This is a genomic window from Leisingera caerulea DSM 24564 (assembly GCF_000473325.1).
Taxonomy (GTDB): Bacteria; Pseudomonadota; Alphaproteobacteria; order Rhodobacterales; family Rhodobacteraceae; genus Leisingera; species Leisingera caerulea.
Map to the genome: position 1 here is coordinate 112,186 of NZ_KI421513.1, position 14,638 is coordinate 126,823.

At 63.0% G+C, this 14,638-nt stretch carries 16 protein-coding genes; 8 read left to right on the forward strand and 8 right to left on the reverse strand.

Going from position 1 to position 14,638, the window contains the following annotated elements:
* Positions 1-214 precede the first annotated feature (214 nt).
* The 4 genes from CAER_RS0107685 to CAER_RS0107700 are packed head-to-tail and all read left to right on the forward strand — an operon-like array spanning position 215 to position 4,914.
* Positions 215-874 (forward strand): ABC transporter ATP-binding protein, encoded by a 660-nt coding sequence (locus tag CAER_RS0107685; protein ID WP_027234801.1) that lies wholly within the window; start codon positions 215-217, stop codon positions 872-874.
* Entirely contained in the window at positions 852-2,546 is a 1,695-nt protein-coding gene (locus CAER_RS0107690; RefSeq protein ID WP_027234802.1) for a capsule biosynthesis protein, read from the forward strand. The genes CAER_RS0107685 and CAER_RS0107690 overlap by 23 nt, the downstream gene beginning before the upstream one ends.
* A gap of 15 nt (positions 2,547-2,561) precedes the next feature.
* Positions 2,562-3,395 (forward strand): 3-deoxy-8-phosphooctulonate synthase, encoded by an 834-nt coding sequence (gene kdsA, locus CAER_RS0107695; RefSeq protein WP_027234803.1) that lies wholly within the window; start codon positions 2,562-2,564, stop codon positions 3,393-3,395.
* 22 nt (positions 3,396-3,417) lie between these two features.
* Positions 3,418-4,914, forward strand: coding sequence for a phosphomannomutase/phosphoglucomutase (locus CAER_RS0107700; RefSeq protein WP_027234804.1), 1,497 nt, complete (start codon positions 3,418-3,420; stop codon positions 4,912-4,914).
* A 212-nt stretch (positions 4,915-5,126) separates the two neighbouring features.
* On the opposite strand, the gene CAER_RS0107705 is transcribed toward CAER_RS0107700, so the two are convergent.
* Both CAER_RS0107705 and CAER_RS30490 read right to left on the reverse strand, forming a co-directional pair.
* Positions 5,127-7,031 carry an AsmA family protein gene (locus tag CAER_RS0107705; RefSeq protein WP_027234805.1) on the reverse strand — a complete coding sequence of 635 codons (1,905 nt, stop codon included), beginning with the start codon at positions 7,029-7,031 and terminating at the stop codon, positions 5,127-5,129.
* 128 nt (positions 7,032-7,159) lie between these two features.
* On the reverse strand, positions 7,160-8,614 hold the full coding sequence (locus CAER_RS30490) for a pentapeptide repeat-containing protein (RefSeq protein ID WP_245597334.1): 1,455 nt from the start codon (positions 8,612-8,614) through the stop codon (positions 7,160-7,162).
* Positions 8,615-8,911: 297 nt separating this feature from the next.
* Here CAER_RS30490 and rimO point away from each other — a divergent pair, with 297 nt between their 5' ends.
* The 3 genes from rimO (at position 8,912) to CAER_RS0107720 (ending at position 11,808) form a co-directional block, all read left to right on the forward strand.
* Positions 8,912-10,333, forward strand: coding sequence for a 30S ribosomal protein S12 methylthiotransferase RimO (gene rimO, locus CAER_RS0107715; protein WP_027234807.1), 1,422 nt, complete (start codon positions 8,912-8,914; stop codon positions 10,331-10,333).
* Positions 10,309-11,223, forward strand: coding sequence for a DUF5677 domain-containing protein (locus CAER_RS29695; protein ID WP_154667755.1), 915 nt, complete (start codon positions 10,309-10,311; stop codon positions 11,221-11,223). The genes rimO and CAER_RS29695 overlap by 25 nt, the downstream gene beginning before the upstream one ends.
* A gap of 342 nt (positions 11,224-11,565) precedes the next feature.
* A complete protein-coding gene (locus CAER_RS0107720) occupies positions 11,566-11,808 on the forward strand; it encodes a CDGSH iron-sulfur domain-containing protein (RefSeq protein WP_027234808.1) in 243 nt (80 codons plus the stop codon).
* A gap of 76 nt (positions 11,809-11,884) precedes the next feature.
* Here CAER_RS0107720 and CAER_RS0107725 read toward each other — a convergent pair whose 3' ends face one another.
* From CAER_RS0107725 to CAER_RS0107745, 5 genes are all read right to left on the reverse strand, one after another.
* Positions 11,885-12,160, reverse strand: a complete 276-nt coding sequence (locus CAER_RS0107725) for a DUF6455 family protein (protein ID WP_027234809.1) — start codon at positions 12,158-12,160, stop codon at positions 11,885-11,887.
* Positions 12,160-12,417 carry a DUF6455 family protein gene (locus CAER_RS0107730; RefSeq protein ID WP_027234810.1) on the reverse strand — a complete coding sequence of 86 codons (258 nt, stop codon included), beginning with the start codon at positions 12,415-12,417 and terminating at the stop codon, positions 12,160-12,162. Before CAER_RS0107730 ends, CAER_RS0107725 begins: the two co-directional genes overlap by 1 nt.
* A gap of 34 nt (positions 12,418-12,451) precedes the next feature.
* A complete protein-coding gene (locus tag CAER_RS0107735; RefSeq protein WP_027234811.1) occupies positions 12,452-12,715 on the reverse strand; it encodes a DUF6455 family protein in 264 nt (87 codons plus the stop codon).
* Between the two features lie 86 nt (positions 12,716-12,801).
* Positions 12,802-13,197 (reverse strand): YigZ family protein, encoded by a 396-nt coding sequence (locus CAER_RS0107740; protein WP_027234812.1) that lies wholly within the window; start codon positions 13,195-13,197, stop codon positions 12,802-12,804.
* A gap of 2 nt (positions 13,198-13,199) precedes the next feature.
* Positions 13,200-13,913, reverse strand: a complete 714-nt coding sequence (locus CAER_RS0107745; protein WP_027234813.1) for a M48 family metalloprotease — start codon at positions 13,911-13,913, stop codon at positions 13,200-13,202.
* A gap of 150 nt (positions 13,914-14,063) precedes the next feature.
* Here CAER_RS0107745 and CAER_RS0107750 point away from each other — a divergent pair, with 150 nt between their 5' ends.
* Positions 14,064-14,303: a hypothetical protein gene (locus CAER_RS0107750; protein ID WP_027234814.1), complete on the forward strand. Its 240-nt coding sequence runs from the start codon at positions 14,064-14,066 to the stop codon at positions 14,301-14,303.
* 3 nt (positions 14,304-14,306) lie between these two features.
* On the opposite strand, the gene CAER_RS0107755 is transcribed toward CAER_RS0107750, so the two are convergent.
* Positions 14,307-14,588: a DUF167 domain-containing protein gene (locus tag CAER_RS0107755; protein ID WP_027234815.1), complete on the reverse strand. Its 282-nt coding sequence runs from the start codon at positions 14,586-14,588 to the stop codon at positions 14,307-14,309.
* Between the last annotated feature and the right edge of the window lie 50 nt (positions 14,589-14,638).

Consider the following 14,638-nt stretch of genomic DNA (forward strand, 5'->3'; position numbering starts at 1 on the left):
CTGAAAACCGGGCGGACAGGCCGGTTGCGGGGCAAATGGTTAAAACTTCGTTGAATATCTATGACACAATTCGACATAATAAGGCCAAATTCGCCGCGTAGGCCATTAACACTCTTTTGATAAGAAAGAGACGCGGGCACACAAGAATGCCCGCGCAACTTGAGGCAGACAGAGCCCCCCTTGCGGGGCCGCACGGGCAGCACCGGACCAAGCAATGCTTGAATTTGAAAACGTCAGCAAGTCCTTCTGGACGGGAACCCAGCGCAAGGTGATCCTTGACCGCGTGTCGTTCCGCGTCGAGCCGGGCAAGTCGCTGGGCGTGCTGGCCCCGAACGGCACCGGCAAGACCACGCTGATCAACATGATGGCCGGGCTGGAAAAGCCGGATGAGGGCGAAATCCGCCGCAACTGCAAGATTTCCTTCCCCCTCGGCTTCATGGGCGGGGTGATCAGCCGCCTGTCGGCGATGGAAAACTGCCGCTATATCGCCAAGCTTTACGGGCTGGACCCGGATTACGTCGAGGCCTACTGCCGCTGGCTGTGCGGCCTGCGGGAGTATTTCGACCAGCCGATCGGCACCTATTCCTCGGGCATGCGGGCGCGGTTCAGCTTTTCGCTGATGCTGGCGCTGGATTTCGACATTTACCTGATCGACGAAGGCATGCCCAGCACCACCGACGTCGAGTTCAACCGCAAGGCCGGCGAGATCCTGCAGGAGCGCCTGCAGACCACCACCATCATCATCGTCTCGCACCAGGCCAAGACGCTGGAGAAGTTTGCCCGTTCCGCGGCGGTCCTGCTGCAGGGACAGCTGCATATGTTTGACACTTTGGAAGAAGCGAAACAGCTCTATGACTACGAAACCGAGAGCTAAAAAATTCCGCATCCGCCGCAGCCCCGCTGCGGCCGGATCCCGCGAAGCCGGGGCCGCGCCGGCGGCACAGGGCGCGGCCGCCGTGGCCGCGCAGGCGCACGCCCGGCCTGAGCCGCAGGCCGCAGGCGCCGCTGCCGCCCGGGCCGCGGCGCCCCCCCCTGCAGCTGAGCGTGACGGGGCCGGCGCCGCGCCGCTGTCCGGCATGGTCAGCTCCGCCCGCGAGGCCAGCATGGAAACCGATATCGAGGCGATCCGCCGCGAAGGGCTGACCGGCCGCCAGCTGCGCCTGGCCCGGCGCATGGCGCAAAAGCACAACCTGGACGCCACCTCCGATTTCGAGGCGGTGCGGATGCTGCGCGAGCGCGGCATCGACCCGTTCGCCCGCGCCAACCTGCTGGAGCTGGTGGTGCCCCAGAACAAGGCGCAGCCCGCAGGCGCGCCGCAGGCGCCGGGCTCTGTCCAGCTGCCGCAGACAGTGCCCGCCGCCAAGACCAACCTGCCCTCGGCCGAGCTGAGCCCGGCAGAACGGCGCAACCGCGAAATCCAGGAAATCCAGCGCGACATCGCCCGCCGCCGCCGCCGCAAGCTGTCGCTGCTGGCGGCCCGGCTCGCGTTCTTTGTGGTCCTGCCGACACTGGCCGCAGGCTTTTACTTCTATTCGGTGGCGACACCGATGTATTCGTCGAAATCCGAGTTTCTGGTGCTCAAGGCCGACAGCGCGGCCGGCGGCGTCGGCGGGCTGCTGTCGGGCACCCAGTTTGCCACCAGCCAGGATTCGATCGCGGTGCAAAGCTACCTGATGTCCAAGGAGGCCATGCTGCGGCTGGACCGCGAGGCCGGCTTCAAGGCGCATTTCACCCAGGACTGGCTGGACCCGATCCAGCGGCTGGAGAGCGCCCCCACCAACGAGGAGGCCTATGCCACCTACAGCCGCAACGTGAAGATCGGCTATGACCCGACTGAAGGCGTGGTGCGGATGGAAGTCTCCGCCGCCGACCCCGAGGCCGCGGCAGAGTTTTCGCGCAAGCTGATTTCCTATGCCCAGGAGAAGGTGAACAGCCTGTCGCAGCAGAAGCGTGCGGATCAGATGTCCGAGGCCGAGGCTGCCCTGGACGAAGCCGAAGCCCAGCGCCGCGCTGCGCAGCAGCGGCTGGTGGTGCTGCAGCAGCAGGGTTCCGTGCTGGACCCTGAGGGTGTGGTGGCGTCGCTGCGCCAGCAGATCGGCACCTTTGAAATCCAGCTTGAGGAGAAACGGCTGGAACTGGCCGCCCTGCAGGATAACGCCCGCCCCAACCGGGCCAAGGTGTCCGGTGCCGAGGCGGACATCCGGCGGCTGGAGGCGGTGATCGCCAGCCTCAACAACCGGATGGTCGATGCCTCGGCCGGCGAAAATTCGCTTGCCAACCTGCGCATCCAGATTCAGATGGCCCAGGCAGACCTCGCCACCCGCGACCTGATGCTGCAATCGGCCTTGCAGCAAGTGGAAACCACCCGGCTGGAGGCCAACCGCCAGGTCCGCTACCTGACCACCGCGGTGGAGCCGGTGCCAAGCCAGGAGCCCTCCTATCCGCGCAAGTTCGAGAATACCGTTTTGGCTTTCCTGATCTTTTCCGGTATCTACCTGATGTGTTCGCTTACCGCGTCTATCCTGCGGGAGCAGGTCTCATCGTAAAGCTATCGGAAGCTCATGAAAAAAATCGATACCGCCGGCCTCACCATCGGGAATGATTGTCCGCTGACACTTATTGCCGGCCCCTGCCAGCTGGAAACCGCAGACCACGCCAGGATGATCGCCGGGCGGCTCAAGGAAGCCTGCGACAAGGCAGGCGCCCAGTTCGTGTTCAAGGCGTCCTATGACAAGGCCAACCGCACCTCGCTCTCGGGCAAGCGCGGTCTTGGCATCGACGAGGGGCTGAAGGTGCTGGACACCATCCGCAGCGAATTCGGCGTGCCGGTGCTGACCGATGTGCACACCGAGGAACAATGCGCGGTGGCGGCTGAGGCCGTGGACATCCTGCAGATCCCGGCCTTCCTGTGCCGCCAGACCGACATGCTGCTGGCCGCAGGCAACACCGGCAAGGCGGTGAACATCAAGAAGGGCCAGTTCCTGGCGCCCTGGGACATGGCCAATGTGGTCGCCAAGGTCGAAAGCACCGGCAACGAAAACATCCTGCTGACTGAGCGCGGAACCTCCTTTGGCTACAACACGCTGGTCGCGGACATGCGCTCGCTGCCGCAGATGGCGCAGGGCGGCTACCCGGTGGTGATGGACGCCACCCATTCGGTGCAGCAGCCCGGCGGCAAGGGCGGCTCCACCGGCGGCCAGCGCGAATTCGCGCCGCTGATGGCGCGGGCGGCAGTGTCGCTGGGCATCGCTGCGGTCTTCATCGAGACCCATCAGGACCCGGACAGCGCGCCGTCGGACGGGCCGAACATGATCTACCTCGACCAGATGCCGCAGCTGATTGAAAGCCTGATGCGCTTTGATGCGCTGGCCAAGGCTGACCCCATCCGTATTTGACCCAATTAAGAGTATTTCAGACATGACCAAACCGCAGCCTGAGGTGACCCCGAACACCTGGAGCTTTCTGCGCGACGCGATGATCAAGCCGACGGGTTTCCGCGAATATGACGCCCGCTGGAAATACCCGGAGGAGATCAACCTCCCCGGCATGACCGCGCTTGGCCTGGGCCTTGGCACCCAGATGCGCAAGCGCGGCATCGCGCCGGTGATCGCCGTCGGCAACGACTACCGCGACTATTCGCTGGCCATCAAAAACGCCCTGATCCTGGGCCTGATGCAGGCCGGCATTCAGGTCAAGGACATCGGCCCGGCCCTGTCGCCGATGGCCTATTTCGCCCAGTTCCACCTGGATGTGCCCGCGGTCGCCATGGTCACCGCGTCGCACAACCCCAACGGCTGGACCGGTGTCAAGATGGGCTTTGACCGCCCGCTGACCCACGGCCCCGACGAGATGGGCGAGCTGCGCGATATCGTGCTGAACGGCGAAGGCCAGCCCGCACCCGGCGGCTCTTATGAGTTCGTGGATGGCGTGAAAGAGGCCTACCTCGACGATCTGGTGGGCGATTTCAAAATGTCCCGCCCGCTCAAGGTGGTCTGCGCCACAGGCAACGGCACAGCCTCGGCCTTTGCGCCGGAGCTGTTCGCCCGCATGGGTGTGGAAGTGGTCGAGAGCCACAACGAGCTGGACTACACCTTCCCGCATTACAACCCGAACCCGGAAGCCATGGAGATGCTGCACGACATGTCGGCATCGGTGAAGGCCTCGGGCGCCGATCTGGCACTGGGGTTTGACGGCGACGGCGACCGCTGCGGCGTGGTCGATGACGAGGGCGAGGAGATCTTTGCCGACAAGGTGGGCGTGATCATGGCCCGCGACCTCAGCAAGCTCTATCCGAACTCCACCTTTGTCGCGGATGTGAAATCCACCGGCCTGTTTGCCTCTGACCCTGAGCTGAAAAAGAACGGTGTCACCGCGGATTACTGGAAGACCGGCCACAGCCACATGAAGCGGCGGGTCAAGGAGATCGGCGCGCTGGCGGGTTTCGAGAAGTCCGGCCACTACTTCCTGGCCGAACCAGTGGGCCGCGGCTACGACTGCGGCATGCGGGTCGCGGTAGAGGTCTGCAAGATGCTGGACCGCAACCCGGACCAGTCGATGTCCGACCTGCGCAAGGCGCTGCCCAAGACCTGGTCCACCCCGACCATGTCGCCCTATTGCGCCGACACCGAGAAATACAGTGTGCTGGAGCGGCTGGTGCAGAAGCTGGTGGCCAAGCATGAGGCGGGCGAACAGCTGGCCGGCCGCGCGATCAAGGAAGTCGTCACCGTGAACGGCGCCCGGGTTATCCTCGACAACGGCTCCTGGGGGCTGGTGCGGGCGTCGTCCAACACACCGAACCTGGTGGTGGTCTGCGAAAGCTCTGAAAGCGAGGCGGAGATGCGGGCGATCTTTGCCGATATCGACGCGGTGATCCGCACCGAGCCGCTGGTGGGTGACTACGACCAGACCATCTGATGCCCTGATCAAGAGTTATTTCGCCTGCTGACGCAGGCGATCCGCGCCCGCCTTCGGCGGGCGCTTTTTCTTTTGCGGAGACGCGATCCAAGGGCAGTTTTGTCCTTTGATGCGCCAAATCAAGCGTAAGGCGCCTGCAGCCGCGTCCAGGACAGGCCGGACGTTGCCCGGGGGCCTTCGCCCCTCCTTGACCCGGCTTCCGGCTGGGGGGCTTAGTCGCCGCCCAACAGCTTCAGCAGCTGGTCGCGGGCTTCCTGCTCGATCCGTTGCTTCAGCAGGTCGTTCAGGTCCTGTTCCGGCGCGATCTCTGTATCCAGCTCCTCGCTCAGCTTCTGGCGCACCCGGTCCTTGGCCTCCTGCTCGATGCCGTCCAGCTTCGGCTGCAGTGCCTGGCTGAAATCCGGGCGGATGTCCGGATCCTCCCAGCTGCCGCGGATGCGCACCGGGATGGTCAGAACCTGATCGCCGCCCGCCCGCACCAGCTGCGGCGTGAACAGATAGTCCAGATCCCGCGCGCCCAGCCCGATCCGGCCCTTGCCACCGGCGCGGAACCCCTTGAGCAGCACCAGGAGGTCCTGGTTTCTGAGGTTGCCGCCCTCGATCGTATAGCTCGCCGTCAGCTGGTCGAACACGGTGCTGCCGCCATTGCCGCCGGACCGCATCAGCTGCTCCAGATCGAACCCGGTGAAGAACCCCTTGCCCGCTTCCAGCCGGCCCTCGCCGCTGAGCGACCGCATGATCGCGTCCACCGAACTGCCGGAGCCGAGGAACTCCAGCTCGCCCAGCGCCGTCCCGTTAAGACGGCGGTAGCCTGCGGTCTCGCCCAGGGCGCGCTCCAGCCGGACGCCGCTGAAGGACAGCTTGCCGTCCACCGAAAACCCGTCGCGGTTGTTGGCCACCAGCCGCCCCTTCACCTGGCCGCCGAACATCGAGGCCGGCAGGAGCTTCACCACCGCCCGCTTGCGCTTGACCGTCACGTTCACCTGACTTGGCCCCAGCTTGACGCTGCCTGTGTCCAGGCTGTCAAACGACAGATCCACCGTGGCATCGGCCAGCCCCAGCGCCGAGGCGTCGATCTCCTGCCGGGACCAGCCCTCTGTCGCAACACTGCGGCTGTCCGGCTTCTCCGCGCCCGTGACGGCCGCGAAATCCAGCGCCCCGCCCTGCAGCCGGGCAGTAATCTGCGGGCGCTTGGCAAATTCCACATCCGCCGCCCCGCTCAGCTTGTTCCGGCCCAGCTCAACCGCCAGGTCGCGCATCGACAGACGCCCGTCGGCGGTATAGGTCACATCGGCGCCGAACACTACCTTCTGCGCCAGCGCGTCCGGCAGGAATACCCCCAGCGCCCCCCCGGTCTGCACGGCATTCTCGGCGCCGAAGGTCAGCCGCCCGCTGGCCTCGCCATTGATATCGGCATGGCCGTCAAACCGCCCCTTGCCGCCGGGCGCCGTCACCGTGGCGCCGACAGAGGAGACCTCGCCGGCCAGAAACGCCGCAAAGGTGCCGATTTCCGCGTCGATCTCCACCGGCTCGCCCGCCGGGCGCAGGGTCGCCTTGGCATTGACGGTGCCGTCAGGCTCCGGCCACAGCAGGCTGAGATCGGCATTCCTCATCTCGACCGGCCTTTCCCCATGCGCCGTATAGCGCAGGGAGGCGCCCGTCAGCTCCACCGCCTCGATCCGCAGCGGCGTCCCGGAACCCTCGCCTGACCCGGTGCTGCCTGCCGCCGCGCCGCTGCCAAAGACCCAGTTGCCGATGCCGTCCGCGTTGGTGGCCAGGTTCAGATGCGGCAGGATGGCAGAGATCTCAGTGACCCGCACGTTGCCCTGCAGCAGATCCGCCGCCGCCACGCCGATGGTCACCCGCTCCGCCCGCAGCATCGGCTCCGGCCCGGCCCAGTCCGCATTGGACAGCGTCACCGCATCCGCCTTGACCCCCAGCACCGGCCAGAAGGTAAAGCTCACCTTGCCGCCAAGCCCCAGCTGCCGCCCGGTCTGCGCCTCCAGCTGATCGGCGGCCAGCCGCGCGACCTTCTCGCCCGGCAGCAGCAGCACCAGCCCCGCCACCACCGCAACCGTCAGCACCAGCGCCATCACAACCCGGATTATCAGCTTCATCGGCCCACTCCTCATGCCTTGTCCCCCTGTTCCCCGAGGGTCTTTCCCCCAGCTTACCCGGTGGGGAGAGGGGTGCAATGCAGGAAGCCGCTTCCCGCATCACGGCTTCGCGCGTTTAAGACGAGGGATTACCGCAACCGGAACCGCTGCCGCAGGCCAAGGCCGAGGAAGAACAACAGCGGCAGGCTGGCGACGGTCTGGAGGCCTGCGAGGGTTTTCAGCACCGCGGGCAGCCTCATCATGAACTCTGCGCCGAAATAGACCCGTCCGAACCCGAACAGCGGAAACAGGTTGGAAAAGCTCAGCGCCATGGCCGATCCCATCGGGCGCTCGATCACGGTATCGGGTGCTGGCACGCAGCAGCCGGAAAGATAGCCCCAGAAGGCGGCAAAGCCCAAGGCCCAGACGCCTAAGAGCCACAGAGTTGGCCGCAGGATGGAGTAGCCGTATTCAGAGAACAGGCCGAACAGCAGATAAGGCAGCCGCTGCCAGAGAGAGCCGATTTTCCCGGCAAAATGCATCTCCCGGCGGAAGAAGAAGTGTTCGTCTTCGGGGAGGCCTTGCTTGGCGAGGATGTGGCGGATGGTTGAACAAGTTTCACGAACGCTTTCCGGGTCTTGTTGCGTATGATCAGGCCAGTATAAGGCTCCCTTCAGACTGCTACTTGACTTCACTTCGGATTCGGTTGGCGTTCGGCGGGCTGTAAATGTAGTCTTGTCGTGAAGGATCGCCCCCGAAAAGTCTGGATAAGCGTTCCAGAATACTGCTTGGTGAAACGAGGTGGGATGTTGGAACTGGCAATCCCTGAAGCTTGGCGAATTCGGCTGACTACTTGAAGGCCTTCCAAAACTGACCCCCGAAAACTTAACGCGCCCGCTGAAGTTTGCAGCATTGAAGTTGGAGCTCCCTTCAAAGACTGCATCAAGGAAATTCACCTCATCTACAAATTTTCCCTTGCGGAAGTCTGCATCGCCACCGAATGTAGATTTAAAAGTCACTTGGCCTTTAAAACGTGAATATTCAAAAGTCACCTCCCTTTTGAAAAAGCATGAAAAATTTGAATCTGATCCGAATTCAGCCCCAAAAAAGGATACCTTCCCTTCAAACTCCACCTTACTCGCAGAGCAAACCTCTTCAAAACTTGAGAACTCAGCAAAAAAATTCTTCCCGAACCGCACGTTAGAGAGATGTAATCCTCTTGGAAATATTCGACCACTAAGGTTCACCTCTTCTTCTACGTATATCTTTGCCAAACGAACTGGATGATTTGGATTGGGTAACTCCGGAATATCGCTCTTTGCAACATTTCTTCTCGCAAATTCACTCTTAAACGTTGCAGTGATTTTTTGTTGCAATGCGTGCAAATTTTCCACATCTAAGGCACTGGCCATCCCTTTTTCTACAAGTGCATTCCGCTCGCCGACGGTTAAAGCTTGACCGGCCCAAGCGTTCCACACTAGACGATTACGCTCATGATCATCCCCATATAGCGTCATCAGCACATACCAGGGGTTCTCATTGGCGGGCTTCAACTTGGGCTGCGGGGCGGCTGGGGCCTCCGGTGCTTCAATCTCGTCACGCATCAATCGCTCTCGTCATGCAAATCACCTTTGCCGCAGGCTACGGGCTTTGGCGCTCTGGCTTCAACACCTAACGGAGGGCAGCCCCCGGCCTCGGGTGGGGGTGAAGCCCCCTCCCGTTTTGCTGGAGGCAAACCTCCCGTTTGACAGGGAGGTCGGGGGCTGCCCGGCCTATCGTCCGGGCAAGGGGAAAATGCAGCCCCTGGTGCACAGGGGGTGCACAGGGGGTGTACAGGGGGTGCACGCCTGGCACCCTCCGTTTTCCTTGCCTCCTGCCGCATTCCTGATATATGCGCGCGGATGACCAGTACCCCGTCCAGCAACCCGCCCAGCCTCCGCCCCGACCTTGCCCCGGAACCGCAGTTCCGCGAGGCGCCCCGTGACGGCCAGCCGACCCTCGGCATGGTGTCGCTCGGCTGCCCCAAGGCGCTGGTGGACAGCGAGCGCATCCTGACCCGGCTGCGCGCCGAGGGCTATGGCATCTCGCCCGATTACGCAGGCGCGGACGCGGTGATCGTCAACACTTGCGGCTTCCTCGACAGCGCCAAAGCCGAAAGCCTGGAGGCGATTGGCGAAGCGCTGAAGGAAAACGGCAAGGTGATCGTGACCGGCTGCCTGGGCGCCGAGCCGGACTATATCCGCGAGCATCACCCGCGCATCCACGCCGTGACCGGCCCGCACCAATATGAGCAGGTGCTGGACGCGGTGCATTCCGCGGTGCCGCCCTCGCCCAATCCTTACGTGGACCTGCTGCCTGCGGCGGGCGTGAAACTGACCCCGCGGCACTTCAGCTATCTGAAGATTTCCGAGGGCTGCAACCACAAGTGCAAGTTCTGCATCATCCCGGACATGCGCGGCAAGCTGGCCTCACGCCCCGTCCACGCCGTGCTGCGCGAGGCGGAGAAGCTGGTGGAGGCCGGGGTGCGCGAGCTCCTGGTGATCAGCCAGGATACCTCCGCCTATGGCCTCGACCGCAAGTATTCCGCCCATCCGTGGAAAGGCGGGGAAGTGCGCAGCCACATCCAGGACCTCTCCCGCGAGCTGGGCAAGCTGGCCCCGGCGGATGAGCTGTGGGTGCGGCTGCACTATGTCTACCCCTACCCGCATGTGCGCGAGCTGATCCCGCTGATGGCGGACCCCGAGAACGCGCTGCTGCCCTATCTGGACATCCCCTTCCAGCACGCCCACCCGGATGTGCTGCGCCGCATGGCCCGCCCCGCCGCGGCGGCCAAGACGCTGGACGAGATCAACGCCTGGCGCGCGACCTGCCCGGACATCACCCTGCGCTCCACCTTCATCGTCGGCTTCCCCGGCGAGACCGAGGCGGAGTTCCAGCACCTGCTCGACTGGATGGACGAGGCGCAGCTGGATAGAGTGGGTTGCTTTAAATACGAAAACGTCGACGGCGCGCGGTCGAACGATCTGCCGGACCATGTGCCGGAAGAGGTCAAGCAGGAGCGTTGGGAGCGGTTCATGGAGAAGGCCCAGGCGATCTCTGAGGCCAAGCTGGCGGCCAAGGTCGGCCAGACGATGCAGGTGATTGTGGACGACATCGACGAGGACGGCATCGCCACCTGCCGCACCAAGGCCGACGCGCCGGAGATCGACGGCAACTTGTTCATTGATGAGGGGGTTGAAGAGTTGAAAGTCGGCGATATGGTCACCGTTGAGGTTGATGAGGCCGGGGAGTACGACTTGTGGGGAAAAACGCATTTTCGTTAGACCGTTTTCATCAGGTCGTCTTAGAAGAAGTCCAAAAACTAGAAGCTAACGGCGCAACAAATTCAGATTTTTTTGACCAAATAGAAGCCACCGCGAGCAAATTGATCGCCGAAGTAAGTGACTCATTCTCCGCAAACGTCTTTTCGAAAACAAAGGACCTTCAAGAGGAAGTTACTGCAAGCAGAAAAGATTTTCAGATAAGGAACGAGCTACGCTGGGAAGCGAGTTTCCGAGAACTTGATGTTTTGATTCATACTTGCAGTGAATTAGGAAGTTTTGCCAAAGACTATATCTGGCAAGAATCAGACAATATCGGAAGTTCGTTGTGCGAAGCAATCACAACCCTCCATGCTAGAAGCCTGCGTGTTTCAAAGGAAATACTAGCTTTAATGCGCGCAGGGTTTCCAGATGGGGCTATGGCACGTTGGCGCACTTTGCATGAACTGGCGACTATTGGGAGATTTCTTACCCTTGCAGGTAATAAGATAGCTGAACGCTATATTGCCGCTCGAATCTGCCAATCGAAGCGTGCAGCAGATCGGTATGAACTTCGCCGAGTGAAGGCAAACCTTCAACCCTTCGAAGAAAAAGAGCGTCGCCATATCAATGAAAGCTACGAGGAAGTGCTGCGCCTATATGGCGATGAAATGAAAGAAGACTTGGGATGGGCAAGGCCGTTCTTTAGCTTCAAATCTCCGAAAGCCAGGGTTACATTTGACAAAATTGAAAAACAAACAGGGTTAGAGCACCTACAACCTTGGACAAAGTTCGCACATCAGGAAGTCCACGCCAGTTTTGTGCCACCATATCGTGGCTTGGGAGTTTCAGAATCCTCCAAAAACGTTCATTTGGTTGGGCAGTCTGACGCCGGTATGGTTGACCCAGGTTAAAATATGGCCATTTCTTTGGTTGCTAGCACGGACAATTTGCTGAACTTGCGCAAATCCGTAGACACAGCCATTTATTCTGCTGCTCTAGGAAAGATGTTAGCTAGAATTCAAAAGACACTTGTTAAGGAAGGTGGCATCTAAGTATTGCTTCCACCCCAGCGCCTGACGCTGGGTGGGTGCGAAGCGCCCTCTCCGTTTTCCCGGAGGCAAACCTACGGTTTGACGGGAGGGTCGGACGCTGCCCGCGCTTTGCGCGGGCTTGCGGCTATCTGCCCCTCCACTCAAACCAAAACCCTGCTACGCTCTCCCCAAACGCCAACCAGCCAGGGAGATCCCCCAGCCATGACAGACACTCCGGAAATCGCCCAGAAAGCCCCCTTCCCCGTCGAGGTGACGGAGGGAAAGACCTATTTCTGGTGCGCCTGCGGCAAGTCCTCGCGGCAGCCGTTCTGCGATGGCTCACACAAGGGCACGGACTTCGAGCCGGTGAAGTATAAGGCGGAAAAGGACGGCAAGGTGTTCTTCTGCGGCTGCAAGCATTCGGGGAAGAAGCCGCTGTGCGACGGCACGCATTCAAAACTCTAACCAGCCAAGCTGCACCGGGCTGAACTGGAGCAGAAAGCCCCGCAAGCCGGGCTTGCGGGGCGGGTCTGTTACGGGGTCAGGGCATCAGCCGCTTGAACAGATCTGCACTGGGGCAGAAGTCCGGCACTGCAGGGCCTTCATCGCGGCGCGACGAGATCCACAGGGCGCAGGACTTGCTGCAGCCCGCGCCGCGGCAGGAGGTCACCATCCGCGCGTAGTCCAGCCCGTTCAGACGCCCGGCCTTCATTTCCCGGTCCAGGTCGATGCCCGCCGCCTCTGCCACCGCGCGCAGCAGCCACAGGTGGCGGAAGATATTGCCAAGGCCTTCGGCCTCCGCTGCCATGTCCTTCATCAGGCGCGGCCCTTCAGCTGAACCAGCGCATCCGCATTGCGGCAGCCGGGCATCGGCGCCTCTGCGCGCTCATGAGCGGCCAGGAAGGCCTCGCACTGATCCGGCACCGCGCAGCCGCGGCAGCGGGTGATCATGGCGGCCCAGTCTTCGTGGCTCAGCTTGCCGGCGGCAAAGGCGCCGCTCAGATCGGCGCCCGTGGCCTGGCCCATCCGGGCCATCAGCCGCAGGTGGTAAAGGGGATCCCCCAATGGCTGCATATCTTGAACTCCTATTGGGTTCCGGGCGGACGCGTTAGGCCTGCTGCTCGTTCAAATACCCGAGCAGATCGCGGTTGCGGCAGAAATCCGGGGCTTCTGCCCCGGGGCGCAGGCCGTCGGCCAGCCACTTGCGGCAGGCGCCGACACCGCCGCAGCGGGTGCAGCGCAGCACCGCCTCGGCAATCTCGTCAAACCGCAGGGTGCCGGCCACGGCCTCTTCTTCCAGGTCCAGGCCGACGGTGGCGGCCATCCGGTCAAACAGCTCGGCGTGCTTTTTCAGGTCGGCTTGGGTGGTCATCGCGCTCTCCCGGAATCATTTATTCCGGGTGCAGCTTAGCGGGGTGCGGACGGGGCGAATTTGACTCAGGTCAAACGGGATAGAATTTACAAGGATTTCGCGCCAAGGTGGTCGAAATACGCACGCACCGCATCCTGCACCCGGCGGAAGCGGTCGCCGCCCAGCTTCTTGCCGCCGTACCAGCGGGTGACGATGATCACATGGGCCCTGAGGCCCTCGCGCTCCATCATCCGCAGGATCACCATGCCCGCGCCGGATTCGCCGTCATCGGCCTTGAGCCCGCCCGTTGGCAGCACCGCCGCCCAGGTGTTGTGGGTCGCCTTGGCATAGGCGCGGTCGGTCTTGAGCTCCGCCAGCACCGCGTCGATGTCCTGGCGCGAGGCGGCCGGCGCGCCGGTCACCGCATAGCGCGAGCCGCGGTCGGTCAGGACCACGCCAAGCCGCGTCAGCGCAGGCGCGGCCTGGTCCCTGCCGTCCGCCATGCTCAGTTCAGCCCGTAGCGGTCGATGGTCGCCTGCACCACCCGCACCCGGTCGGGGTTGGCCGGGTGGGAGCCCAGGAAACGGTCGCCCGGATCCGGCAGGCGGTTGAAGAAGCGCACGCCGATGCTGGGCCGGTAGCCGGCTTTATGGGTGATGATGGTGCCCAGCTCATCCGCCTCCAGCTCAAAATCCTTGGAATAGGTGCGCGCCCCGACGAAGCCGCCGATATCCTGCGCCGTCGACACGCTGGACGATCCGCCCCCTGCCAGCGCGGTGATCAGCCCGGCACCGGCGCTGACCAGCGCGGAGTTCTGCGCCTGCCGCGCCAGGTGGCCGCGGATGTGGTGGGCGGCCTCATGCGACATGACAAACGCCAGCTCGTCATGGTTGGCGATCTGCCCCAGCATCCGCTGGGTGAAGGTGATCACCGGGCGCCCCGAGCGGTCGAGGCTCTGGTAGGCGTTGGGTGCTGCGTTCGGGTTGGGGTCAATGCGGATCAGGAAATCGCAGTTCAGCCCCTGGGTGCGGCTGCGGCACTCGCGCTCGGCCACCGGCTCGACCCGGCGGGACACGGTGGCAAAGGCGCTGCGCGCCTCGCCGGGGGCCATCCCCTGCACCCGCGGCGCCTGGACAACCGGCGCGGACTGCGAGGCGGGCTCAATCGCCACATTACAGGCGCTGACAGCAAGGGCAAACAGACACAGAAAACGGCGCATGGCAGATCCTTTTGCAATTTGGCGCCAACATACCGCGCAAGCCCGGGGGATAGCAATTGCGGCAGCGGCGGAAGATTGCCGTTAGATCTGTATGATACCTCGTGTTTGCAAGGTCTTGCCAGCAGCCGGGCCGCGGTGCAGGCTGGTGGCATGTTTACAATCGAACATGAATTCGACTCGACGGTCATCACCCTGGTGGATGAGGGCGGCGCCCCCCTCACCGAGGATGTGACCATCAATTCCTTTGAAGAATGCGTCACGGTCGAGCAATACGATCCGCGCACCGACAGCGTGCAGAAAATCACCCTGTCGCATCTTCAGGTGCGCGACCTGGCCGCGGCGCTGGACCTGCCCGAAGGGGTTTACCGGCTGGTGCCCGGCGACGACTAGGCGTCAGTCCGCCCCCTGATAGACAAACAGCTTGTCGCGCGCGGCTGCGCCGCGGCGCAGCTCCAGGCGGGAGGCCGCCGTTCCCATGGCCGCGGCCAGCAGCCGGCGGATGGCGTCATTGGCTTTGCCGTTCTCAGGCGCCGCGGTGACAGAGATTTTCAGGACGCCCTCCGCCGCCACAATCGCATTGCGCGCCGCCTTCGGCGTGGCCCGCACGGCAATTTCCGTGCCCGGCACGCACAGATGGCTCAGATCCGGCAGGTCTTTCTTCTTCGGCTTTCCCATGCCGCCACTGTTGCCCTGCCGCGGCGCCAAAGGCCATAGACTTTGCCGGC

Coding starts and splice junctions, on each gene's coding strand:
- CAER_RS0107725 (WP_027234809.1), bottom strand. CDS start 12,160: ATGAAGGACATGGCAGCGGAGGCCGAAGGCCTTGGCAATATCTTCCGC.
- CAER_RS0107750 (WP_027234814.1), top strand. CDS start 14,064: ATGTTTACAATCGAACATGAATTCGACTCGACGGTCATCACCCTGGTG.
- rimO (WP_027234807.1), top strand. CDS start 8,912: ATGACCAGTACCCCGTCCAGCAACCCGCCCAGCCTCCGCCCCGACCTT.
- CAER_RS0107705 (WP_027234805.1), bottom strand. CDS start 7,031: ATGAAGCTGATAATCCGGGTTGTGATGGCGCTGGTGCTGACGGTTGCG.
- CAER_RS0107690 (WP_027234802.1), top strand. CDS start 852: ATGACTACGAAACCGAGAGCTAAAAAATTCCGCATCCGCCGCAGCCCC.
- CAER_RS0107720 (WP_027234808.1), top strand. CDS start 11,566: ATGACAGACACTCCGGAAATCGCCCAGAAAGCCCCCTTCCCCGTCGAG.
- CAER_RS30490 (WP_245597334.1), bottom strand. CDS start 8,614: ATGCGTGACGAGATTGAAGCACCGGAGGCCCCAGCCGCCCCGCAGCCC.
- CAER_RS0107755 (WP_027234815.1), bottom strand. CDS start 14,588: ATGGGAAAGCCGAAGAAGAAAGACCTGCCGGATCTGAGCCATCTGTGC.
- kdsA (WP_027234803.1), top strand. CDS start 2,562: ATGAAAAAAATCGATACCGCCGGCCTCACCATCGGGAATGATTGTCCG.
- CAER_RS0107700 (WP_027234804.1), top strand. CDS start 3,418: ATGACCAAACCGCAGCCTGAGGTGACCCCGAACACCTGGAGCTTTCTG.
- CAER_RS0107730 (WP_027234810.1), bottom strand. CDS start 12,417: ATGCAGCCATTGGGGGATCCCCTTTACCACCTGCGGCTGATGGCCCGG.
- CAER_RS0107745 (WP_027234813.1), bottom strand. CDS start 13,913: ATGCGCCGTTTTCTGTGTCTGTTTGCCCTTGCTGTCAGCGCCTGTAAT.
- CAER_RS0107735 (WP_027234811.1), bottom strand. CDS start 12,715: ATGACCACCCAAGCCGACCTGAAAAAGCACGCCGAGCTGTTTGACCGG.
- CAER_RS0107685 (WP_027234801.1), top strand. CDS start 215: ATGCTTGAATTTGAAAACGTCAGCAAGTCCTTCTGGACGGGAACCCAG.
- CAER_RS0107740 (WP_027234812.1), bottom strand. CDS start 13,197: ATGGCGGACGGCAGGGACCAGGCCGCGCCTGCGCTGACGCGGCTTGGC.